A 22,270-nucleotide genomic window follows, 5' to 3' on the forward strand; every position below is an offset into this window, starting at 1 on the left:
CCAGGACTATAATTAAAATGCTGTAAACACTGAATGAAACTCCGGCGGCATTTATTACAATATCACATATAATACATTACTGCTTCATAAGGCCTGAGACTCATGATTTTTTCTACAGAATTTCTGTCATAATTGGAAAGCAGAACTCTGCCCTCTTTAAAAGTAATCTCATCTGTACAGTCACAGACAACGCTTTCTCCGGTGAAATTGGCAATTACCACCAACGTCCTGTCATCCGCCTGTCTCTTATATGCAAAAAATCTCCGGTCCTCTTCAAATAAAAGCTCAAAATCTCCTGTGCTGATAATCTCATATTCTTTTCTCAGACGGATCAGTTTCTGATAAAAATGGAAAATAGAATCCTCATCCTTTATCGCTTCCTCCACGTTAATCTCTTTATAGTTGGGATTTATTCCGATCCACGGCTCATGTTCTGAAAATCCGGCATTTTTTCCTGCATTCCACTGGATCGGTGTTCTGGCATTGTCTCTGCCTTTTGCATAAATGCCTTTCATAATCTTTTCCATGGACCAGCCTGCTTCCTGCTTTTCCTTCACCATATTGATGGTTTCTACATCTTTATAGTCCTCCAGAGCGAACTTTACATTGGTCATTCCGATTTCCTCGCCCTGATAAATATAAGGCGTTCCCTGCATTCCATGAAGGATCATTCCCAGCATTTTTGCACTTTCCTTCCGGTAAACCGTGTCATTGCCCATACGGGAAACAATCCTCGGCTGGTCATGGTTGGACCAGAATAAACTGTTCCATCCTTTTTCATGAAGGGCTTTCTGCCATACAAGAAATACCTGCTTCAGTTCATTGACATCCAGAGGCTTCAGATCCCACTTACCATTGCCCTTTACTTCTTCTAATCCCAGATGCTCAAACCCAAACACCATTGTCAGCTCTTTTCTTTCCTTATCGGAATACAAAGGAGCGCTGACCGGAGTTGCAAAAGATGTTTCTCCTACCGTAAAGGCTTCTCTTCCTTCAAAGCACTCTCTGTACATTTCCTGCAGGTATTTATGGGATTTTTCACCGTACATGATGCTTTCTTCCGGTATCTTGCCTATCAGATCGATTACGTCCATACGGAATCCGTCGATTCCTTTATCCAGCCACCAGTTGATCAGTTTGTAGACTTCCTTCCGCACTTCCGGATTATCCCAGTTCAGATCCGGCTGTCTTCTGCTGAACAGATGGTAATAATATTCCTCTGTCTCCTCATTATATTCCCACACAGAACCGCTGAAAAAGGACTGTTGATCTGTGATCGGACGATCCTTCCAGATATAATAATCGTGATATTTGCTGCTTTTGTCTTTTCGAGCCTGACGAAACCATTCATGTTCATCGCTAGTATGATTCACTACCAGATCCATGATCAGACGGATTCCTCTTTCATGAAGAGCGTCCAGAAGCTGTTCAAACTGCTCCATGGTGCCAAACAGCGGATTGATCTTATAATAATCACTGATATCATAGCCATTGTCATCCATAGGGGATTCATAGATGGGTGTCATCCAGACAATGTCAACTCCCAGTTTCTTCAGGTAATCTACTTTTTCCAAAACACCGCCAAGATCTCCCATTCCGTCTCCGTTGCTGTCCTTAAAACTCATGGGATAGATCTGATATACAACTGCTTTTTTCCACCATTCCATAATATTATCTCCTCATCATCTGAAACTCACCATTTTCATCTCTTGTTATTTCCCACTGTGCTTCTTTCTTCTGAAGTACAATAATCTCATTTATCTCTGCTTTCATATTCACCGTCTGTACGCCTTCAAATTCCTGACCTGTAAACAGATGTTTCCAGAACCCCTCTGGAATATAGACTTCCCTTTCTGTGCTGCCCTCTTCTACCACAGGAGCTACCAGAAGGTCGTCTCCGAACAGATACTCGTCATAAATTTCCCCTGCCTGTTTGTCCTCTGGATATTCCAGCCACAAAGCGCGCATCAGCGGTATGCCTGTCTTCACAGACTTTTCTGCCTCCTCCATGATATAAGGCAGCAGAGCCATACGAAGCTTCGCATAATAGCGATAAATATCCAGTACCCATGGGGCATTTCTTCTCTCTGCAATGTTCCAGGGCGTACGATCCTGATTAAATTCTGCCTTACTCTCTGCATGATACTGCATGATCGGACAAAATGCTGCCATTGCCGCAGACCGGGCAAACAGTTCCGCGCTTGGAATCTCACCACTGAAGCCTGCCAGGTCCCATCCCCAGAAAGGAACCCCTGAAATTCCGGCATTCAGGCCTGCGCACAGGTTTCTCTTAAAGGCAGAAAAAGTTGATTTTTCATCTCCGGCCCAGTGCGCAGGCATCTGGGAAGCCCCGGTAAATCCTGCCCTGCTGAAAACAATACCGTCCCTTTTTTCATGGATATATTGATAATGCTCCCGGATATAAAGATTTGGATACTCGTTCCGCATCTCTTTTCCGGTTCTTCCGTCCGCAAACTGTACCTGGTCCCCAAATACAAACTCTCCACCGTCTGTCTTAAATCCATCGATCTGCACTTCGTCCACCAGATATTTTCTCTTATCCATCCACCAGGAAGCTGCCTCCGGACTGGTGTAATCCATCAGAAGACTGTCTGTAAACCATCCCTCCGGCATACGATAGGGTGTTCCGTCTTTTTTCCTGGCGCAATATCCCTGCTCCAGTGCGTAAGCCTCATCTCTGTCTTTCTGAAGGTGGTGAAGAGAATTGATATATTTAATGATCGGGATCTGCCACAAAATACATTTCAGACCATTCTCATGAAGATATTCTACCATTCCTTTTGGATCCGGCCATTTTCCCCATTCCGGGAACTGGAAGTCGCTGTAGGAAAATCCGTCTTTTCCGCTGTTTTCTTCGTATACTGCATCATTAAAGATATAATAGGTAGCCTCATCGCTCCATGCCTCGATCACAAGCACAGTTGCCGGAATATCGTATTTCTTTGTCAGTTCTACCTGTCTGCGGACTTCGGCCTCGCTGTCCCAGTTATTGCTGGACATCCAGGGTCCGAACGCCCATCCCGGAAGCATTGCCGGTCTTCCTGTAAGGCTTGTAAACTGCCCGATCATTTCCTTTGGAGTTCCATTAAACCGGTACCAGCAGATTCCTTCGGTCTCTGCTTCCATCTTCCAGCAACCCTCTTCTGTACTGCACAGATCGAACTCTGTGTAATGGTTTGTTGGAAGATAGATGCCGTAACCTTCCGAACTCAAAAAATATGGCATGGGCATGTAGGTACGGATTCCCTGATCCTTATACTGATTATACACATACACGTCCACCAGATTGCCTCTCTGATTAATATGGTTGTATCTCTCTCCAAAACCGTAAAAGCCCTCTTCTTTTTCTGCCTCTGTACAGATTCCTGTGGACATAATCTGTTCCTTTTCTTTCCAGAAATAAATCTCCCGTATTCCGGAAAGTCCGGTTTCCTTCAGATCTTCCAGTGGCTTCCATTCTGTTTCTTCCAAGGTTCTCTCACTGGGATCTGGAAGAATCTGGAACAGAGAAACTCCATTGACAACTGTTTTTTTCAGAAGATATACCTTGTTTTCTCCGGAACGTAGTTCCAGTTCAAAACCATTTTCCTTTTCTCTTTTTTCTCCAAATAAACGGATTCTTTCTTTTTTCTGTACAGTAAACTGATATTTCTCAGAGGTACAGGTTCCGGCCTGAAAATAATAAGTCACCTGCTCTCCGCCTTCAAAACTCCCCAGCTGGAATCGATAATTTTCATATTCCGGCTGATAAGTTCCCTGTCCACTTCCAACTCTGCCCCTGTCTGTTTTCCAGTAAACAAAAATCTCTTCCGGATACTTTACCGGCCAGGTGGCAATGTTTAAAGCAACCTTTTCCCCTGCTTTTGGAAACCAGGGATCACGCTCGTAATTCTGGTGTTCGTATCGGTTAAAATTACCGGTCGGCACATGGATCAGAGGTTCTTCTGTGAGCATACCTGCAATCTTAAGCTTTTCCTCGATAATCCCTTCTATGGCTTCAGAGATTTCCTCTTTTTTCTCTGTTTCTTTCAACAGTCCCAAATATTTTCTTGCTTTCCTGTAGTCTGCCTTTTCTGCATAATACCATCCCAGCATTCCTAAATCTGCAGGGTCTGTTGTTTCCTTCATAGACTGGACTGCTGCCACAATCACCAGGTCTTCCGGAGTAAAAAGTCCAAAGGGAACACAGACCCAGAGCAGCTGCGGCGTTGCCAGATCTCCGTGTTTTTCATCCGCAAGCCTTCCTGCACAGGTATAATGATCATAGGCATAATTTTTCATCTGATGAATTGCCTCTGCCGTCTTTTCCCGTTTTCCGAACAGGTTACTGTTATAAAGCGCGCCATAAGCCATTCCGAAATTTTCTGCAAAAAAGCCGTCTCCTTCTCCTGAAATCCGTCCACAGGGCTGATATGCCGCTTCTTCTATGTGATCCTGAAGTTCTGCGATCTTCTGCTTCTTTTCCTTATAAAAAAAGTGGTCCCCGGAAATCCTTGTATATTCTCCCACAAGAAATAAAATCAGACACTGGTCATGAAAATCTGTATTTTTTTCTTCCAGAAATTGCTCTAACGGTTCTTTTAAATCCTGTACTTTTTCCTGTATACAGGATTTCAGCATGTTTAATAATTCCAGTTTCCATTTTTTATTTCTCATGAACAAAACCTCCTTTACTGAAATAAGCTGCAGCAAATTCTCCACAGGCCCAGCTTAACGGATTGATCACACATACACCTTCATCATTTGCATCTACCGCTTCCGGCAAAAGCCCGTATGCGTTGCTGTGTTCAGATGCCCACTTCATCTTTCTAATGTATTCTTCTCTGTTTTCTGCCCGTTTGCAGTATTCCGCACAGGCCAGTGTGTTAAAAAGCCACGGTCCATGATGATATTCCTGCTCCGAGTAACCGATCCCGTCCTCAAAGAAAGAAGCGTATTGTCTCAGATAAATGTGAGTATTCTGCATTTTTTCATCGTTGGGATATCCGTACAAAGGCCCAAAATACTGAGGTGTATCATATTTGCGTACTGTATGGTCATGATAGGTCACATAGCCATAGTCAAATCTTCCCAGTTCCTCATTATAGGCAGACTGAATCCCCTCATAAAGCCGATCACAGATCTTCCGGCATTTTTCCGCATATTCCTTATTTCCCAGAATCGCAAAGATCTGTTTTGCTGCCAGGATGCCTCCATAAATAAACATATTGGAAGAGGTGATAAAGGCCGGGCCGAATACGCCTTCATTGACGCCGCCTTCTGGTCCCGCCATTCCGGACTTCTTCTCCGCTCCGTCTATTACGTCAGTCACTTCCATCAGAAGCGTCTCGTCCGCCAGAAGTTCTCCGGTCTTTTTATAATATTCATAAACGATTCTGCAGAAATAACCAATGGAATCAATCTGATGAAACACACTGTTATTTGCTCCCTCATTTGGTTCCCCGTATCCGTCATACCGCTGGAAAAACTCTCCGTTTTCTTTCCGTTTTCTTCCGATCAGGTAGGCAATGATATCCCTGCATTCTCTGAGATGCCCGGAAAGCAGGAAAGCTCTGGCCACCATAATGGAATCTCTGGCATAATAACAGGGCATTTTATTGCAGAAATAATGTCCGGTAAGATCAGCCGGTATGTAGCCGCCAACACAGACTGCCTTAAGAGCAGTCAGGTTCACAAGCGCCTGCTCCTGAAATTCAGAATCTTCTGGCTTTTCTCCTTCTGCCATCCAATTTTTCCAGTATTCTGCCGCTTTAAAAGTCTCCTCCTCTGAAAGACAAAGTTCCTTTTCCAGTTCTTCATAGCTGTCTCCGAATATCAGAGACCAGCACATATGCAGCTTGTCCCCCGGCTTCAGTGTCTTTGTCCTTCCCTGCACATAACCAAGCCTGCAGCTTGTCTTTGTTCTTTGACTGTTCTCTCTTTTTTCCAGTATATCCAGAAAAACCTGGTAGGCAAAGTCTGTCGGAGAGTCTTCCACTGCATAGATTTCTTCTGCCCATGGTGTTTTCATAACCATATATGCATCGCCGGTATGGATTCCAAGGGTACCATTGTGCATTTTTTCCGTTTCAATCTCCATATCGTTACGCACTGCACAGTAGCCGTAGCACCCAATCTCCAGTTCTTCCTCTGAAACGTTTTCCAGTTCCATCTCAAAGCTCAGGCAGTGTTCTCCATAAGAATAGACCACATCTTTTCTTTTTAACCCATGTTCTTCCAGAAGAAATTCATCGCAGTACCTGTAGGTATCTTCCACATACGTCTTTACTGGCTTTATGTGTGTCGGATGGGTATATTTTTTCCAGACCTTATTTCCATAATAAATCGTATCTTTTACTCTGATCAGCGACACTGCCGACTGTATAAGATCATGGGCATAAGTTTTATAAAACAAATGGTAAATCCCAGTCCCGTTAATATCAACGATTCCATTATTCACTGCATAAATTGCAGCAATATTTTCATTTCCAATGAGTCCAATTCCGGTATATTTTCCTGTCTGCATGTTCTGTTTCCACCTGTTCCTTTTTTAAAGAGCCGCAAATTATATTTTACAATGTAGTTTGCGGCTCTGGTTCTAACTTATTTTAAAATATCTGTCACTTTTTTCTGGGCTGCCTGTAAGGCTTCTTCTCCGCTCTGCTCCCCAATGATCGCGCGGTTCAGTTCCTCATTGATCGCATTCTGTACTTCTGAGTAATGATCTACGACAGGAGGCATGATTCCTGTTTCCATTACATCAAAGATTACCTCTCTGCTTTCCGGTTTTTCCTGACTTGTGTATTTTTCCTGTACACTTTCATCATTTACTGCCGGAAGATCCCAGCTGGAATCCAGACGGATCTCTGCCGCTGTGCTGTCTGTGGACATGAATTTTATGAATTTCCATACAGCTTCTTTATTTTTTGCAGCTGCGCTTCCCACTACTGCATCAGCAAAAACATGGTGCGCTTTCTGTGTATTTCCAGGTTCCTGTACAATGTCCCATTCAAACGGTGTATCTGCAAAGGTAGTTACCATCCAGCTTCCTGTACGGATCATTGCGACCTCACCGTTTTTAAACATATCCTCAGGTGATTTTCCGCTCATCTGCTCCGGAGTAGGCTGTACATTATATTCCAGCATTTTATCAAGCATCCACTGGAAAGCTTCTATATTTTCCTCTGAACCAAGAGTCGGAGTTCCATTTTCATCAAAAAGAGCGCCGCCGTTCTGAACTACGGTTTTATATAATTCATTATAAGTTACCGGTGCATACGTTCCATAGACGCCTTCCTTTGTAAGTGTCTGGGCTGCTTCCAGTTCTTCCTTCCAGGTCCAGTCTTCTGTTGGATAATCGAGGCCTGCTTCATCAAACAGATCTTTGTTATAATACATTACCACATCTGACATTTTCTCGGTAAGTCCGTATAATTTTCCGTCTTTCTGGAAATATTCATAAGAATTTCCGGAAAGCATATCCTCAGAAAACTCCTCGTCCTTTTCTGCCAGTTCTGTAAGATCCAGAAGCACGCCATTGCCTGCATAGGTATTAAAGTTTTCATAGTTCATCTCAAATACGTCCGGCAAAGTTTTGGAAGAAGCCTGGGTCTGCAGTTTGGTAAAATAATCGTCGTATCCGATCACTTCTGTTTCTACCTTGATGTCCGGATTCTGTTTTTCAAATTCTGCCACCATTTTATCCAGATCCTCCAGATGATCCGGGCCCGCTGAATACGTTGCATACTTAATAGTTGTTTTTCCGTCTTTTTTCTCTTCTGCGCCGCCGCATCCTGTCAGGACACCTGCTGCCATAACTGTACAGAGAACCATTGCTGCTGTTTTTTTGTTCATGATTTTTTCCTCTCTTTCATTAAACTTTTTCTTTTTATTTGATACCTGTATTCTGTACACCTTCAATAAAATATTTCTGGGCAAATAAATATACTGCAAGAATAGGGAGAACACTGATCAGAGTTGCTCCCATCAGAACACTCCAGTCCACATACCAGCGGCCCTGCAACTGTGATAAAAACAGCGGCAGTGTTGTATGCGCCTCGTCAGACGCTACAAGCAGAGGCCACAGGAAATCGTTCCAGGCGCCCATAAAACTGGTCACTGCCAGAACAGCGATACCTGTTTTTGCAAGAGGCAGCATAATCTGGAAGAAAATGCGGACATATCCTGCTCCGTCCAGACAGGCGGCTTCCTCCAGCGCTTTGGGGATTCCCATAAAATACTGGCGCATCAGGAAAGTTCCAAATGCATTGAAAATCCCCGGAAGGAACAAACCTACATAAGTATTGATCAGTCCCATTTTGTTGATCAGTATATACTGAGGAATTACGGTAGCCTGTACCGGGATCATCATGGTTGCAAGATACAGAATAAAAATCTTCTCTTTATGCTTAAAATCAATTCTTGCAAACACAAATCCGGACATGGCACAAAGAAGAATCTGCCCTGCTGTTGAGATTACAGAAACAATCACACTGTTCAGCACATATCTTGGCATGTTATATTCTGAAAATAAAGTTCTGAAATTATTCAGCGACAGGGAACTTATAATGTTCTCCAATGTCATCTGATAAGTGATATCCGGCTTTGTAAATGCAACGATCAGCATCCATCCAAATGGCACGATCATAATAAAAGCACCCAGCGCCAGCAAAATATATACAATTATTTTTTTGTTTCTTGTCATGATTCTTTCCTCCTCTCCTTATTCGTAATGCACCCATTTTTTCTGCATCACGTTCTGGAAAATTGTCACACCGATAATGATTGCAAACAGAATCCAGGATAATGCAGTGGCGTATCCCATTTTCTGATACTGGAAACTGTTTTTATAAATCTCGGTCACCATGACCGGAACAAGATCCGCTGTAGGTTCTCCTGCTGTCATGATCCAGATCTGATCAAATACCTGGAAAGAGTTAATAATAGTAATGATCAGAGCATAAAAAGTTGTTGGAGATAACAAAGGCAACGTAATTTTTCTGAACTGCTGCCATTTACTAGCACTGTCGATCTGCGCCGCCTCATAATACTCTGACGAAATTCCCTGAAGTCCCCCAAGAAAGATGATGGAAAGGAATCCCACGTCTTTCCACACACTTACCATAATAACGGAGGGAAGAACAAACGCAGGATCCTGGAGCCATGCCGGTCCTGTTCCTCCAAAAAATTCTATAATTGAATTAATAATTCCAAATTCCGGATTTAACAGTCCTTTCCAGATCATAGATACCGCAACCCAGGAAGTAATTACCGGAAGAAAGAACAGACCTCTGAAAATATTTACACGTTTTACCTTTGAATTCAGCAAAAGCGCAATCCCCATGGAAAGCACCAGCACCACAGGCAGATACCCTGCTATAAAAAGAAGGGTGTTCTTTAAGGATTCATAAAATCTGGGATCCCGAAAAATTGTGATATAATTTTTCAGGCCTACAAATTCCGGTGCGCCAAATAAATTCCATTCTGTAAAACTGATATAGAGAGAATACAGCATCGCTCCCACCTTGAATACCACAAGGCCTAATAAACTAGGAAACAAAAATGTAAAAATTATTTTTTTCTTTGACTTATACATAACATCCTCCGTTAGTTAAACGGTTAACTGACCGTTAAAAAAATATTGTTTCTTTGTTTTTTATTTTATTTTCATCTGGTAGTATCCCTCTCTATGATCTGAAAATCCATATAGTTTTCTTTTTCCACCTGCTGACCACCAATAATTTTCAGAATCAGTTCTCCTGCTTTTTCGCCTCTCTTCAGGATGTTCTGTCCCACGGTGGTGACACGGGGATACATATTTCTTGACTGATAGGTATCGTCAAATCCCATTACCTCATATTCTTCCGGAATCTTCCTGCCATGGTTCTGAAGCTGGTTCAGTATACCATAAGCCAAAATATCCGCTGTTGCCAGGATTTTGTTCACACCCTGTCGTTTCAGGATTTTTTCTGCAGCTTCCATTCCATATTCGTGAGTGATATCCCCCTGATAGATCAGAGACAGATCCACTTCACAGCCGGCTTCACAGAGAGCCCTCTTATAACCGTTTACACGCTGCTGCAAAAGCCCGCTCTTCTCATACTGACCTGTAACCAGTGCAATAGGCTCCTGTTCCCCATGAAGTAGAAATTTCGTCGCCTCATAGCAGGCTTCTTCATCACGGATGTTCATTCTGTGATATCCGGTTTTTGTAATATAGGAGTCTATCAATAAAACCGGAAATCTGTATTTACCAAGAGAATCCAGCATCTTGTCGTTATCAATCCCAAAGACCACGGCACCGTCCAAGTTCCATTTTTTGATCATCTCTTCAAATCCATTGTGCTTATTAATCACGCTTAAGACAACTCCGCATCCTGCTTTTCGCAGATAATACTCCAATCCGGACAAGAATTCGCTGTAAAAAGGATTATCAAATACCAGCTTTTCACCAACATCCATCTGCGGAATGATCACACCAATCAGGTTTGATTCTCTTCCTGCAAGAGATTTCGCACTGAGACTTGGAACATAACCCAGATCTTTTACCGCTTTTTCTACCTTTTCAACCATTTCCTGAGAAACCTTGTTATACCGTCCATTGATCACATAGGATACCGTCGCTTTTGAAGTCTGGCATTCTCTGGCAATATCATTGATTGTTACCCTTCTCACATTTCCCTCCTTCTCTTTAAGTTAACCGGTTAACTGTTAAACTGATAATAACACTTTGCCTGATAAAAGGCAACAGGTTTTTGTATAATTTCTGTAATTTGTGAATATTAAATAAAATCATCTTGGTAAACTTGTATAAAATCACTTAAATCTGTACTTATTCCCCCCACTAAATAACGTCCTCATTTTTTGTCATAACACAAGATTCCCGGTACGCATATCATAACATATAGCATTTTCAGATTTCATCTGAACTGCTGCAGTTATAGATATGGAGGTAATTTCATGAAACCACTTCTGGAAGTAAGAGATGTTTCTCTTTCCTACCATACGCCTTCCGGGGAAACTGCCGCCCTTTCTCATATATCCTTTGATCTGATGCCGGGAGAATTTCTCGCTGTTGTAGGGCCTTCCGGCTGCGGAAAATCCACTCTGCTCAATGTGATCTGCGGGCTTCTGGCTCCTGAGCAGGGTTCTGTTCTTATGAACGGCACATCGGTTTCCCGCGGTGATCCCCGTATGGGCTACATGCTTCAGAAGGATCACCTTCTGGAATGGCGGACCATTTACAAAAATGTACTCCTGGGACTGGAAGTACGCCGGGAGCTTACCCCTGAGAAGCTGTCCTATATTGAAAAAATGCTTCACACCTACGGTTTGGACAAATTCCGTTCTGCCCGTCCCTCTCAGTTATCCGGTGGAATGCGCCAGAGGGCAGCCCTGATACGTACCCTTGCGCTGAAGCCGGAGCTTCTGCTTCTTGACGAGCCGTTTTCTGCCCTGGATTATCAGACACGGCTGAATGTCAGCGATGATATCGGCAAAATCCTGAAAAAAGAAAACAAGCCCGCCATACTGGTAACTCACGACATTTCAGAAGCGATCAGTATGGCAGACCGGGTGATTATTCTGACAAAACGCCCTGCATCTGTGGCAAAAATTGTTTCCATTCATCTTGATATAGAAAACCGCACGCCTCTTTCCTCGCGAAATGCGCCGGATTTCAAATCTTATTTTAATCTGATCTGGAAGGAGCTGAACCAATATGCCTGACCTTTCCTCTGCCCAGACAAAATATCTGTCCCGGCTGAAACGGGAAAAATATTTTGTCAATATTTCCAGACTGGTTCTCTTCGCAGGCTTTCTGGCTCTGTGGGAAGTCTCTGCCCGTATCGGTTGGATCGACTCTTTTATTTTCAGCAGTCCTTCTGCCATAGGGTTAAATTTCCTTGACATGTGCAGAAACCAGTCTCTTTTTACTCATATCGGAATCACTCTTACTGAGACGCTGTTAAGCTTCTTTTTTGTAGTGATCCTTGGAATCGGAACTGCAGTGCTTCTGTGGATGTTTCCAAAGCTTGCAAAAATTCTGGAGCCCTATCTTGTGGTACTGAACAGCCTGCCGAAATCCGCCCTTGCGCCCCTTCTGATCGTATGGCTTGGCGCAAATGTAAGAACTATCATCGTTGCAGGTATGTCTGTGGCGATTTTCGGATCAGTGATCAATCTTTATACAGGCTTTCAGGATGCAGACCCTGATAAACGAAAGCTGATTGCCACCCTTGGAGGAAACAAAAAGGATGAGCTGACAAAAATTGTCCTTCCCTCCTCCGTGCCTTTGATCCTGAGCATCATGAAGGTTAATATCGGTCTTTGTCTTGTAGGTGTCATCATCGGTGAATTTATCGGAGCCAGACAGGGGCTTGGCTATCTGATTATTTATTCCAGCCAGACCTTTAAGCTTACTACTGTTCTGATGGCGATTCTTGTGCTGTGTATCATTGCAATGGGGCTTTACAGCATCCTGAATCTGATCGAGAAACGATATACGAAACAAAGATAGCAAAAAACTGATCCTGCAAATAAAAAATGCTCCGCAAAGATGCCGCCAGATACATTTGGAATATGACTGCCTGTGGCAGTCTGCATCTGGCGCGCAAAGCGGAGCAAATCTCTTAAGTTTTCTTATATCAACGTGATTTTACCTGGTTCCACAGCTCCCCATAGGTCTGGTCTGCCTCAGTTCCAAGATACTGGAAGGTTTCCAGGTTATCATATTTGGAAAGATCCGGGAAAGCGATCTCGCTGTTTCGGATCGCTTCATCCTCGATCAGTTTCCGGGCTTCGCTATTCGGTGTTGAGTATGTAATATACTCAAAATTCATCAGGGCAATCTCCGGTCTGCAAAGGAAGTTAATAAATTTCTCTGCATTCTCCTTATTCTCGGCGTTTTTGGGGATCACCCAGGAATCGATCCAGATATTGCTTCCTTCTTCCGGGATCACATATTCCAGATCAGGATTTTCCATCTGCGTATAAATAGCCTCTCCGGAATAGATCACTCCGATAGCAGCCTCGTTTCCGATCATCTTATCGCGAACCTGATCGATCACATAAGCCTGCACCAGTGGTTTCTGTTTGATCAGAAGATCTCTTGCCTCAGTCAGCTCATCCAGATCTGTGGAATTCAGAGAATATCCCAGATACTTCAGAGTCACCCCAAAGGCATCTCTCACAGAATCCTGCATAAGGATATTGTCCTTATATTTTTCATCCCACAGAACAGACCAGCTTGTTATAGGTTCATCCACCATGGTTTTGTTGTAAAGAATACCAACGGTTCCCCAGCAGTATGGGACAGAATATTTATTTTCCGGGTCAAACTGTCTGGACTGCTCCATATAATCCTTTCCAATATTCTTCACATTTGGAATATTGTCAAAATTGATTTCTGCAAGAAGATCGTTTTCTATCATTCTCTGGATCATGTAATCACTTGGACAGATCACATCGTAGGCAATGGCGCCGGAGCTGATCTTTGGATAAAGAATCTCGTTTGTCTCGAATTCCTCATACACGACATCAATTCCCGTCTCTTGCTCAAACAAGGTAAGAACCTCAGGATCAAGATATTCTCCCCAGTTGTAAACAACCACTTTTTCGGAATTCATCATATTGCTTTCCTGTGCGTAATAAAAGCCGCCGAACACAAAAACTGCGCAGATCACTGCCGGGATCACACGGCGGAACAGTACTTTCTTTACCTTTGACGGCTTTTTCACCCGCTTCTTTCTGGTTTCTTCTTTTTCCTCCGGAGAATAATTGATCAGGATCAGAAGCACAAGGACTGTCACAAACATAATGGTGGACAGCGCATAAATTTCCGGCTTGATCCCTTTTCGCACCTCTGTGTAAATTTTTGTGGAGAGGGTATCGATTCCCGGTCCTTTTGTAAAGTGCGTGATCACAAAATCATCCAGAGACATGGTAAATGCCAGCATAAATCCGGAAAGCACTCCGGGTACAATATCCGGAAATACCACCTTAAAAAAGGCGTTCAGAGGTGAAGCTCCCAGGTCCAGAGCCGCCTCATATACATGGCGGTTTGTCTGCTTCAGCTTGGGCGCCACACTGAGGATCACATACGGAATATTAAAGGTAATATGAGCGATCAGGATCGTGCCGAAGCCCAAAGTCATACGACAGGCAATAAAAAGCAGCATCAGGGACACGCCCATCACAATTTCTGCATTCATCATGGGAATATTTGTCACTCCCATATAAAGGGTGCGCCATCTGTTTTTCATTCCCTGAATGGCAATGGCCGCTGCTGTTCCTATTACAGTTGCCGCTGCCGCAGAAAGAAAGGCAATGATCAGTGTGGTATAAAACGCGCTCATGATCTGTTCATTCTGAAACAGCTCCTTATACCATTTCAGAGTGAATCCGCCCCATTTTGACCTTGTTTTTGACTGGTTAAAGGACAGGACCATCAAGGTGACAATAGGAGCATAAAGTATTATAAAAATCAGAGCCAGATACAGCTTCTGCAAAGATTTTTTTATCAAAACGCCGTACCTCCTTCTCCTTTGTCATATTTTGCCACAAGAGCCATGCTGGCAATAATAAATACCATCAGCACCAGGGAAAGTCCGCTTCCCACATGCCAGTTGCTGTTCTGTTTAAAGGACTGCTCGATCACATTTCCGATAAGAAGGAGCTTTCCTCCTCCGAGAAGATCAGAGATCACAAAAGTTGTCAGCGCCGGCACAAACACCATGGTGATTCCGCTGATCACCCCCGGAATGCTTAAAGGAAAGGTTACTTTTACAAAGGTCTGCACCGGATTTGCCCCCAGATCTCTTGCTGCATTCAGCACATTGGAATCAATTTTGATCAGTACATTGTAAATGGGCAGCACCATAAAAGGCAGGAAATTATACACCATTCCAAGAACAATGGCATAAGGAGTATTGATGATCTCCAGAGCCGGCAGATGAAAAAGGCTCAGAATACTGTTTATGACACCGTTCTTTTCCAGAAGGGTCTGCCAGGCCATTGTCCTTAAAAGAAAATTCATCCACATGGGCAGAATAAAAATCAATACAATAAAGCTTGTCTGGCTGACCTGCTTCTGGCTTAATATCATTGCCAGAGGATAAGCCATCACCAGGCACACCAGAGTGCTTATCAGGGATAAAAGCACGGAAATCCCCAGAGCCTTCAGATTTTCCGGCGTTGTGATCTGCGCCAGATTGGCAAAGGTAAAGCCTCCCTCATCTGTAGTAAACGCATAATAAACAATCACCAGAAGAGGGATCACAACAAAGGACACAGACCAGAAAAGATACGGCCCTGCCAGAAGACGTTTATTCTTCAATGTTTACCGCCTCCTCATCCTCAGATTCCGGTTTTTTCATAATCTGGATATCAAAAGGATCTACATGAATGCTGACCTCTGTTCCCACAGGAAACATATCGGTGCTGTGAACCAGCCATTCATAATTATTTGCCATGACTTCCATCTCGTAATGAACACCCTTAAAGATCAGATGTGTCACAACTCCGTCCATGCTTCCCTGTCCGGGTTTGAGAAGATCAATATCCTCCGGCCGGATTACCACATCAACCGGCTTATTCTGTCCGAATCCCTCGTCCACACAGGCAAAATTCACACCCAGGATCTTAACCAGACGGTCTTCCACCATGGTGGCAGGAATGATGTTGCTCTCTCCGATGAAATCCGCAACAAAAGCATTTTCCGGTTCATTGTATATTTTTTCCGGCGTTCCGATCTGCTGGATATATCCCTGATTCATAACTACAATGGTATCAGACATGGTAAGAGCCTCTTCCTGATCGTGAGTTACATACAAAAAGGTAATGCCCAGCTCATTTTTCAGGCGGATCAGCTCATACTGCATATCCTGGCGCAGCTTCAGATCAAGGGCTCCCAGAGGCTCGTCCAGAAGAAGGACTTTTGGCTCATTTACGATTGCCCGGGCAATGGCGATCCTCTGCTGCTGTCCGCCGCTTAAAGAATCCGGCATACGGTTTTCGAAGCCGTCCAGATTTACCAGTTTTAATGCGTATTTTATTTTATCGTGAATATACTGCTTACTTTTATTTTTGATCTTCAGTCCAAAAGCAATGTTATCCGCAATCGTCATATGGGTAAAAAGCGCATATTTCTGAAATACCGTGTTCAGCTGTCTTTTATTTGGCGGCAGATCCGTAATATCCTTTCCGTCAAAGATCACACGGCCGGCATCCGGTGTTTCAAAGCCTCCCAGAATACGAAGTGTGGTTGTTTTTCCGCAGCCGCTGGGTCCCAGAAGTGTCAGGAATTCATTTTCTCTTATGTAAAGATTAAAATCATCCAGAACGGTCTGCATCCCATACGCCTTTGAGATATTCATAAAATCAATCAGTTTATTACTCATGACCATTCCTCCCTAAAAAAATCCCCCTGTTTTTATACAGGGCAACTCTACCTGTATATCACAAAATCAGGGGGATTTCAATAACTTTTATACGATTTTTAAAATTAACAGAAATTCAGCGCTTTTATCCCTTACGGATGCAGCCAGCTGCTGTCAAGCCTGGCAAGAAGTCTTGCATTGTGATAAGCCATTTTAATGGTCAGGCATGTCCTGCCCAGATATTTTTTTCCGTCTGAGGTTTTTACACAGGCAAGAGCCAGATCTGCCTTTCCCGGATTCTGCAGACAGACAGGGATCAGAAGCTGGATCCCATGATTGTAATACTGGGGCACTGCGGTGCGGTAATCAGCCTCCAGCATATGTCTGGTCTGGCGCAGGGCTCCGTCAAAAAGCTGTACCTTCATCCTGCTTGTCCTGACATTTTCCGGAAGTCTCTGAATATTTTCCTCATCTCCAAAAATATGCTCATACTGAGGGATGATCTCCAAACGGGAATCAAACACAAGATCCGCAGGATTTTTTACATATTCCGCCCTCTCCGGAAGACTGACGATTCCTGATTTTAATAAATAATACTCTGTGTAAAATCCTTCCAGAAACCACTTCTGCCGGTCCGGAACCAGATTTTTCACAAAAAACGCGTACACAGGCTGATAATAATAATTAAAAAGTCCTGTATTAAAAATCGCATAGCTGTCTTCTTCCAGTACCTTTCCCTCTTCATACACCCTCTGGAAGGTATGCTCCAGATAGCCTTTCAGGATTCCTCTGTCCTCATTCTCGCCAAAGCTCCACTTTTCGGGAACCATTCTGGAAAGATTCTGAATGTGTCGGTTATAATTTCCGCAGTAGGTAAAATCAAATAAATTCATAGCACTCTCCCGCCTCCTTATTTTTCTGTGCAAAAAGGCTTTATTATATTGTATTTTGATTTTTTCCGGACAGAACGTTTTTCTATGTTTTTGTAGTCATCTGTTCCTGAAAATGCTATAATGACACCTGAAACTGATAACGATTTTGTTATCAGAGACATAAGCACCTTTTCGCAGGATATGCGGAGCTTGCACACAGGCTACTTATAAAATAAAGCTTACAGAGGAGGCAGCTATTATGACAAAACAGGAATTTCAGAAATTAACAGAAAACCTTCTTTTTCTTGACGGAGCCACCGGTTCCAATCTTATGGCCCAGGGAATGCCCCGGGGCATCTGCACAGAACGTTGGGTGATCGAGCACAGGGATGTGATCCAGAAGCTTCAGAAATCTTATATAGAAGCAGGAAGCCGGATCATTTATGCCCCCACCTTCGGAGGGAACCGGCTGAGCCTGAAGCAGCACGGACTGGAAAATAAAATTCAGGAGATCAACAGTACTCTGGTTTCCTACTCCAGAGAAATTGCGGGAAACAAAGCCTTTGTGGCAGGAGACATTACCACCTCCGGCCAGTTTGTTACTGCTGACGGCGAATATACCTATGAAGATGCCTTTGAAATGTATAAAGAACAGATCACAATTCTGAAAAACGCAGGAGTGGATCTGATCGCAGCAGAAACCATGATCAATATTGAGGAAACTCTGGCCGCTGTGGATGCCGCCAATTCCGTCTGCGATCTTCCCGTTATGTGTACGGTTACGGTAGAAGCTGACGGAAGTATTTTCAGCGGTGGAAATGCCGTAGAAGCCGCTGTTGCCTTTGAGAGCGCAGGAGCCGCGGCTGTTGGGATCAACTGTTCTGTAGGACCGGATCAGCTTGTATCTGTCATCCGGAATATCCGGGAAGCCGTTTCCATTCCGGTTATTGCCAAGCCCAACGCCGGAATGCCTGTTATTGACGATCAGGGAAATGCGGTATACAGCATGAACCCGGCGGACTTTGCAAAACATATGCAGGTTCTTGTGGAAAACGGCGCAGGGATCATCGGAGGCTGCTGCGGAACCACTCCGGATTTCATACGGGAAATGAAAAAACTTCTGGGATAATTTTTTTCACTTTACTTTTATTGCCTTTTCCGGGCACATTTCCTGGCAGCAGAAACACCGGATACATTTTTTATAATTATAAACCGGAGGATGGTCTTTTCCGTTTTTAAAATCCACTGCTTTTTCCGGTACCGGACAGCTGTTCACACAGATTCCGCAGCGGATGCATCTGGATTCCTCAATATACGGCTTTTTCTGGAAAAGATTCAAAGCCTTTGCCATTTTTTCCCAGATTCCATATTTTACTATTCTTCTGTCTACATTAAATTCCGGATTTCCGTATTTTTTTACAGCTTCTGCCATGGAGAGCTCTCCTTCCGGGGTCAGAAGCTGTATTTCCTCTTCTTTCCAGGTTCCAAGTCCCATCTTCTCTCCATGATAACAGGTGGGAACCATCTGAGGCTTCAGATGCACCAGACGGCAGAATACACTGTCCAGAGCCACCGGATCTGTAGACATCAGCATAACCTTCATATCAACAGGATCTCCTGAGCCCGGGCCGTTTCCCTCCATGGCTGTAATACCGTCCATAATATAAAGTCTGGGATTTACGCACTGGTTCAGATCGATCAGCATTCTGGCAAAACTGTCTGCACTTGGAAAAAGGGTATGTCCTTTTGCTTTATGAAGGCCGTAAATAAATCCATAGCTGTTCTTCACCGCCCCTGTGATCCGCTCCAGCGCATGGGTTTTCATTTTGCACAGAGAGATCACGCAGTTGATTTCCAGAAGCTCTTTGCCAAGAATAAACTCTTTTGCCTGAACGCCTTCCTCATAGGGAGTCCGGATGCCTTCCGAAAAATCAACGGCCGGGATGCCAAGTTCCTGAAGATACGTGTCCATTCCTGTTCCGGCAATGACTTTTGTGGTATTTCCATGTCCGCAGGAATCTGCCAGAATCACTCTTTCATATCCCTCTTCTTTTAAAAGTTTCCCGAACATTCCCACCACTGCAGGATGAGTGATCACTGCCTTTTCTACCTCTGCCCGCTTCAGAAGGTTGGGCTTTAAAAGAATTTTTTCGTCTTTTGAGATAAGGGCTTCCAGTCCGCCCAGAAGCTTTAATCCCTTTTTTAAACTATCATAAACAAGTTCTTCCCTGTAGGAATTACAGGGAAGAAGAATTACTTTACTTTTATTTTTCATGAGCTGCCTTTCTTTCTTAAATGCTGCGTTCTGTCTCCAAAGCCTCACCGACGCTTAAATCGGTGTCTCTGAGAGCCTTTCTTACCGGAAGGATACAGGCAGGAACTACGGACAGGAAATCCACTCCCATTCGGAGAAAGGTTTCTGTCAGCTCTGTATCAGCGGCAATTTCACCGCAGATTCCTGCTTTTTTTCCTTCTGCGTGCGCAGCCTCCACCACCATGCGGATCATTCGCAGAATGGCAGGATGATGATCGTCATATTTATTTTTCAAAAGGGGATTCTGCCTGTCCATAGCCAGTGTATACTGAGTAAGGTCATTTGTGCCAATACTTAAAAAATCCACTCTTTTTGCCAGCTCACGGCTGATCATCACTGCAGCCGGAGTTTCGATCATTATGCTTGTCTGAATATCGCGGAAGGGAATTTCTTTTTCTTTCAATCCTTCCTTTACCTCACCAATGATCTCCTCAATTTCATCCATTTCAGCCTCTGAGGAAACCATGGGATACATTATGGCAAGATTCCCGTAGGCGCTGGCCCGGTAGATGGCGCGAAGCTGCGCCTTAAACATACGTTTCCGGTCCAGACAGAGGCGGATTCCCCGATTTCCCATAATGGGATTTGTCTCTTCCGGAATGTCCAGATAGGAGGCCTGTTTGTCCGCTCCCAGATCAGAGGTACGGATTACTGTAAGACGGTCTCCCATAGTTTCTGCAAGCTGTTTATATGCCCGGAAAAGCTCGTTTTCTCTCGGATAATTTTCTCTTCCCAGATATTGAAACTCACTGCGGAGAAGCCCGATTCCTGCCGCACCGTAAAAGAGCACATTGTTCAGATCGCTCATATTTCCGATATTGGCATAAAGCCCGATCTTTTTTCCGTCTGCTGTTTCATCTGTCTGGTTTTTCAGCTTCAGAAGCTCTTCTTTTTCCTTTTTATCCGCCTCCAGACGGATCCGGTATTCTCTCTTGATCTCCGCATCCGGGTTCAGATACAGAGTCCCTGTATAACCGTCCACAATGGCTGTCTGGCCGTCCCACTCATCATCTGCTTCTATATCCACAAGAGCAGGGATTTCCATAGTCTTTGTCATAATAGAAGTATGAGATACTGCTGAACCGTGATGCATGACAACTGCCAGAAGCTTTTGCTTGTCCATTTCCATGATCTCTGTAGGCGCAAGAGATTCTGCCACCACGATCACCGGCTCGTCACCCAGGCTGATCCGGGTGCAGGAGCCTCCCAGAATACGGATCAGCCGCGCAGAAATTTCCTGAATATCCTGGATGCGCCGGCGCACCACAGGCTCCTCCAGATTCCGGAAGGTTTCTGTCAGCTCATCCCTGTTTGTCATGATCGCATATGCTGCGTTTACCTTCTCCAGCGAAATGCAGCTTTCAATTGCTTTCTGATAGCTTTCTGATTCCAGAAGTCTGATCTGTCCCAGAAAAAACTTTGCCTCCTGTTCATTCAAACTTCTGTTTTTTTCATAAAGTTCTTCCAGTTCTTTAACAGCCTGCAGTCTGGCTGTATGAAATTCCTGGATTTCTTTTTTTATGTTGCTTACCAGACACTGCCGTATCTGGTATTCACCTCTGCTGTAATACAGTATTTTACCGATGGCAATTCCGGAAAAGGTCGCTGTCCCTTTGTAGATTTCCATCTTGTACCCCCTTATTTCCGTCAGTCGCAGGCTGCCTTGAATTCTGTCCAGTTTTTGCTGTACTGCTCTTCTGCCTCTGCACTTACATTCTGTACAATATCGCCTTTTTTCACTGAATCCGGCACTACCAGATCCGGATTTACCAGCTCGTCTGCCGCTTTATTTGTGCTGTAGTAGCCGATAAAATCTGTACACTGTGCTGCGATCTCCGGCTGAAGGATATAGTCCATAAACTGGTATGCAGCCTCCTTATTTGGAGCCTCGCTTGGAATGAACATTCCCATAATTCCGAATCCCAGACCTTCTTCCGGATAAACCACTTCAAGCTCCGGATATTCTGCAAGAGCAGCCGTTACCTGTGAAGTATAAAGAAAGCCCACACTTGCCTCTCCGTTCAGAAGCGCATTCTGTGTGTTGTCATCCTGGATCAGACGCACGTTGGGAGCCAGCTCCAGAAGCTTTTCTCCGGTTTCTTTGATGGAATCTACATCTTCTTCATTCATGCTCTTTCCAAGCATCAGATTGGTGATTCCATTGATCACACGGTAGTTGGCAACCAGGGCAATGCTGTCTTCCAGAGACGGATCCCAGAGATCTGCATATCCCTTAATATCAATGTCAACCATTTCCGGATCATACACGATCAGGGGGATTCCTGCACCATAAGGAACCGTATATGCATCCTCCGGGTCATAAAACTGGCCCTGATAAAGAGGGTTGATATTTTCAAAGCCGGACAGCTTTGATTTATCCAGCTTTTCTGCCAGGCCTTCCTGGATCACATTTTCCAGAATGTAATCGTCCGCAATTACAATGTCATAATCTCCGCCCTTTGCCATGGAAAGCTTTTCCAGCATGGTTTCGTCTGTGTCAAAGTTGGAATATATGATCTTTACGCCTGTTTCTTTTTCAAATCCGTCCAGTACCTCCTGGGGGAACATATTTTCCCAGGTAAACAGTACCAGCTCCTTATCAGAATCTGCGCTGACCGGAACCGCTGCCGCAGTTACTGTCAGAGCTGCACATAACGCCATTACAAATGATTTTTTCATGTTGTCCTCCTCTATCTGTTATTTTAATC

General features: G+C 44.0%; 17 protein-coding genes. 3 read left to right on the forward strand and 14 right to left on the reverse strand.

Features of this window, described 5'->3' with window-relative positions; genetic code table 11:
• Positions 1–62: 62 nt before the first annotated feature.
• The 7 genes from NSA57_RS02135 to NSA57_RS02165 all read right to left on the reverse strand — a co-directional run bounded on the left by NSA57_RS02135 (position 63) and on the right by NSA57_RS02165 (position 10,674).
• Positions 63–1,667 (reverse strand): glycoside hydrolase family 13 protein, encoded by a 1,605-nt coding sequence (locus NSA57_RS02135; RefSeq protein WP_257463854.1) that lies wholly within the window; start codon positions 1,665–1,667, stop codon positions 63–65.
• Between the two features lie 4 nt (positions 1,668–1,671).
• On the reverse strand, positions 1,672–4,677 hold the full coding sequence (locus tag NSA57_RS02140) for a glycoside hydrolase family 31 protein (protein WP_257463855.1): 3,006 nt from the start codon (positions 4,675–4,677) through the stop codon (positions 1,672–1,674).
• The gene (locus tag NSA57_RS02145) at positions 4,667–6,526 is read right to left on the reverse strand and encodes a glycoside hydrolase family 15 protein (RefSeq protein WP_257463856.1); all 1,860 of its coding nucleotides are present in this window, start codon (positions 6,524–6,526) and stop codon (positions 4,667–4,669) included. The genes NSA57_RS02140 and NSA57_RS02145 overlap by 11 nt, the downstream gene beginning before the upstream one ends.
• Before the next feature lie 77 nt (positions 6,527–6,603).
• Positions 6,604–7,854 (reverse strand): ABC transporter substrate-binding protein, encoded by a 1,251-nt coding sequence (locus NSA57_RS02150; RefSeq protein ID WP_257463857.1) that lies wholly within the window; start codon positions 7,852–7,854, stop codon positions 6,604–6,606.
• 34 nt (positions 7,855–7,888) lie between these two features.
• Positions 7,889–8,704 (reverse strand): carbohydrate ABC transporter permease, encoded by an 816-nt coding sequence (locus tag NSA57_RS02155; protein WP_022066759.1) that lies wholly within the window; start codon positions 8,702–8,704, stop codon positions 7,889–7,891.
• A gap of 18 nt (positions 8,705–8,722) precedes the next feature.
• Entirely contained in the window at positions 8,723–9,595 is an 873-nt protein-coding gene (locus NSA57_RS02160; RefSeq protein WP_147598186.1) for a carbohydrate ABC transporter permease, read from the reverse strand.
• A 71-nt stretch (positions 9,596–9,666) separates the two neighbouring features.
• Positions 9,667–10,674 carry a LacI family DNA-binding transcriptional regulator gene (locus NSA57_RS02165; RefSeq protein WP_147598185.1) on the reverse strand — a complete coding sequence of 336 codons (1,008 nt, stop codon included), beginning with the start codon at positions 10,672–10,674 and terminating at the stop codon, positions 9,667–9,669.
• A gap of 285 nt (positions 10,675–10,959) precedes the next feature.
• Here NSA57_RS02165 and NSA57_RS02170 point away from each other — a divergent pair, with 285 nt between their 5' ends.
• Positions 10,960–11,727, forward strand: coding sequence for an ABC transporter ATP-binding protein (locus tag NSA57_RS02170; protein ID WP_138269822.1), 768 nt, complete (start codon positions 10,960–10,962; stop codon positions 11,725–11,727).
• Complete coding sequence (locus NSA57_RS02175; protein ID WP_022066755.1) at positions 11,720–12,517, forward strand: ABC transporter permease; 798 nt, start codon at positions 11,720–11,722, stop codon at positions 12,515–12,517. The genes NSA57_RS02170 and NSA57_RS02175 overlap by 8 nt, the downstream gene beginning before the upstream one ends.
• 127 nt (positions 12,518–12,644) lie before the next feature.
• On the opposite strand, the gene NSA57_RS02180 is transcribed toward NSA57_RS02175, so the two are convergent.
• The 4 genes from NSA57_RS02180 to NSA57_RS02195 form a co-directional block, all read right to left on the reverse strand.
• The gene (locus NSA57_RS02180; RefSeq protein WP_257463858.1) at positions 12,645–14,522 is read right to left on the reverse strand and encodes an extracellular solute-binding protein; all 1,878 of its coding nucleotides are present in this window, start codon (positions 14,520–14,522) and stop codon (positions 12,645–12,647) included.
• The gene (locus NSA57_RS02185) at positions 14,519–15,334 is read right to left on the reverse strand and encodes an ABC transporter permease (RefSeq protein ID WP_147598182.1); all 816 of its coding nucleotides are present in this window, start codon (positions 15,332–15,334) and stop codon (positions 14,519–14,521) included. The genes NSA57_RS02180 and NSA57_RS02185 overlap by 4 nt, the downstream gene beginning before the upstream one ends.
• The gene (locus NSA57_RS02190) at positions 15,324–16,397 is read right to left on the reverse strand and encodes an ABC transporter ATP-binding protein (RefSeq protein WP_022066752.1); all 1,074 of its coding nucleotides are present in this window, start codon (positions 16,395–16,397) and stop codon (positions 15,324–15,326) included. The genes NSA57_RS02185 and NSA57_RS02190 overlap by 11 nt, the downstream gene beginning before the upstream one ends.
• A gap of 131 nt (positions 16,398–16,528) precedes the next feature.
• Entirely contained in the window at positions 16,529–17,269 is a 741-nt protein-coding gene (locus NSA57_RS02195; RefSeq protein ID WP_022066751.1) for a DUF3825 domain-containing protein, read from the reverse strand.
• Positions 17,270–17,507: 238 nt separating this feature from the next.
• Between NSA57_RS02195 and NSA57_RS02200 the strand changes: the two genes are divergently transcribed.
• Entirely contained in the window at positions 17,508–18,377 is an 870-nt protein-coding gene (locus NSA57_RS02200; RefSeq protein WP_147598181.1) for a homocysteine S-methyltransferase family protein, read from the forward strand.
• 6 nt (positions 18,378–18,383) lie between these two features.
• Here the strand turns inward: NSA57_RS02200 and NSA57_RS02205 are convergent, their stop codons facing one another.
• Genes NSA57_RS02205 through NSA57_RS02215 form a run of 3 tightly spaced genes read right to left on the reverse strand, consistent with a single transcriptional unit; the run spans position 18,384 to position 22,241 of the window.
• Positions 18,384–19,523, reverse strand: coding sequence for a DUF362 domain-containing protein (locus NSA57_RS02205; protein ID WP_257463859.1), 1,140 nt, complete (start codon positions 19,521–19,523; stop codon positions 18,384–18,386).
• Positions 19,524–19,539: 16 nt separating this feature from the next.
• A complete protein-coding gene (gene ptsP, locus NSA57_RS02210) occupies positions 19,540–21,189 on the reverse strand; it encodes a phosphoenolpyruvate--protein phosphotransferase (protein ID WP_173752322.1) in 1,650 nt (549 codons plus the stop codon).
• Positions 21,190–21,209: 20 nt separating this feature from the next.
• Positions 21,210–22,241: a polyamine ABC transporter substrate-binding protein gene (locus NSA57_RS02215; RefSeq protein ID WP_022066747.1), complete on the reverse strand. Its 1,032-nt coding sequence runs from the start codon at positions 22,239–22,241 to the stop codon at positions 21,210–21,212.
• Between the last annotated feature and the right edge of the window lie 29 nt (positions 22,242–22,270).

Origin of the sequence: Blautia caecimuris, from assembly GCF_024622975.1 — a bacterium.
GTDB lineage: Bacteria > Bacillota > Clostridia > Lachnospirales > Lachnospiraceae > Blautia_A > Blautia_A caecimuris.

Coding starts and splice junctions, on each gene's coding strand:
- NSA57_RS02205 (WP_257463859.1), bottom strand. CDS start 19,523: ATGAAAAATAAAAGTAAAGTAATTCTTCTTCCCTGTAATTCCTACAGG.
- NSA57_RS02145 (WP_257463856.1), bottom strand. CDS start 6,526: ATGCAGACAGGAAAATATACCGGAATTGGACTCATTGGAAATGAAAAT.
- NSA57_RS02170 (WP_138269822.1), top strand. CDS start 10,960: ATGAAACCACTTCTGGAAGTAAGAGATGTTTCTCTTTCCTACCATACG.
- NSA57_RS02200 (WP_147598181.1), top strand. CDS start 17,508: ATGACAAAACAGGAATTTCAGAAATTAACAGAAAACCTTCTTTTTCTT.
- NSA57_RS02175 (WP_022066755.1), top strand. CDS start 11,720: ATGCCTGACCTTTCCTCTGCCCAGACAAAATATCTGTCCCGGCTGAAA.
- NSA57_RS02195 (WP_022066751.1), bottom strand. CDS start 17,269: ATGAATTTATTTGATTTTACCTACTGCGGAAATTATAACCGACACATT.
- ptsP (WP_173752322.1), bottom strand. CDS start 21,189: ATGGAAATCTACAAAGGGACAGCGACCTTTTCCGGAATTGCCATCGGT.
- NSA57_RS02150 (WP_257463857.1), bottom strand. CDS start 7,854: ATGAACAAAAAAACAGCAGCAATGGTTCTCTGTACAGTTATGGCAGCA.
- NSA57_RS02160 (WP_147598186.1), bottom strand. CDS start 9,595: ATGTATAAGTCAAAGAAAAAAATAATTTTTACATTTTTGTTTCCTAGT.
- NSA57_RS02215 (WP_022066747.1), bottom strand. CDS start 22,241: ATGAAAAAATCATTTGTAATGGCGTTATGTGCAGCTCTGACAGTAACT.
- NSA57_RS02190 (WP_022066752.1), bottom strand. CDS start 16,397: ATGAGTAATAAACTGATTGATTTTATGAATATCTCAAAGGCGTATGGG.
- NSA57_RS02140 (WP_257463855.1), bottom strand. CDS start 4,677: ATGAGAAATAAAAAATGGAAACTGGAATTATTAAACATGCTGAAATCC.
- NSA57_RS02155 (WP_022066759.1), bottom strand. CDS start 8,704: ATGACAAGAAACAAAAAAATAATTGTATATATTTTGCTGGCGCTGGGT.
- NSA57_RS02135 (WP_257463854.1), bottom strand. CDS start 1,667: ATGGAATGGTGGAAAAAAGCAGTTGTATATCAGATCTATCCCATGAGT.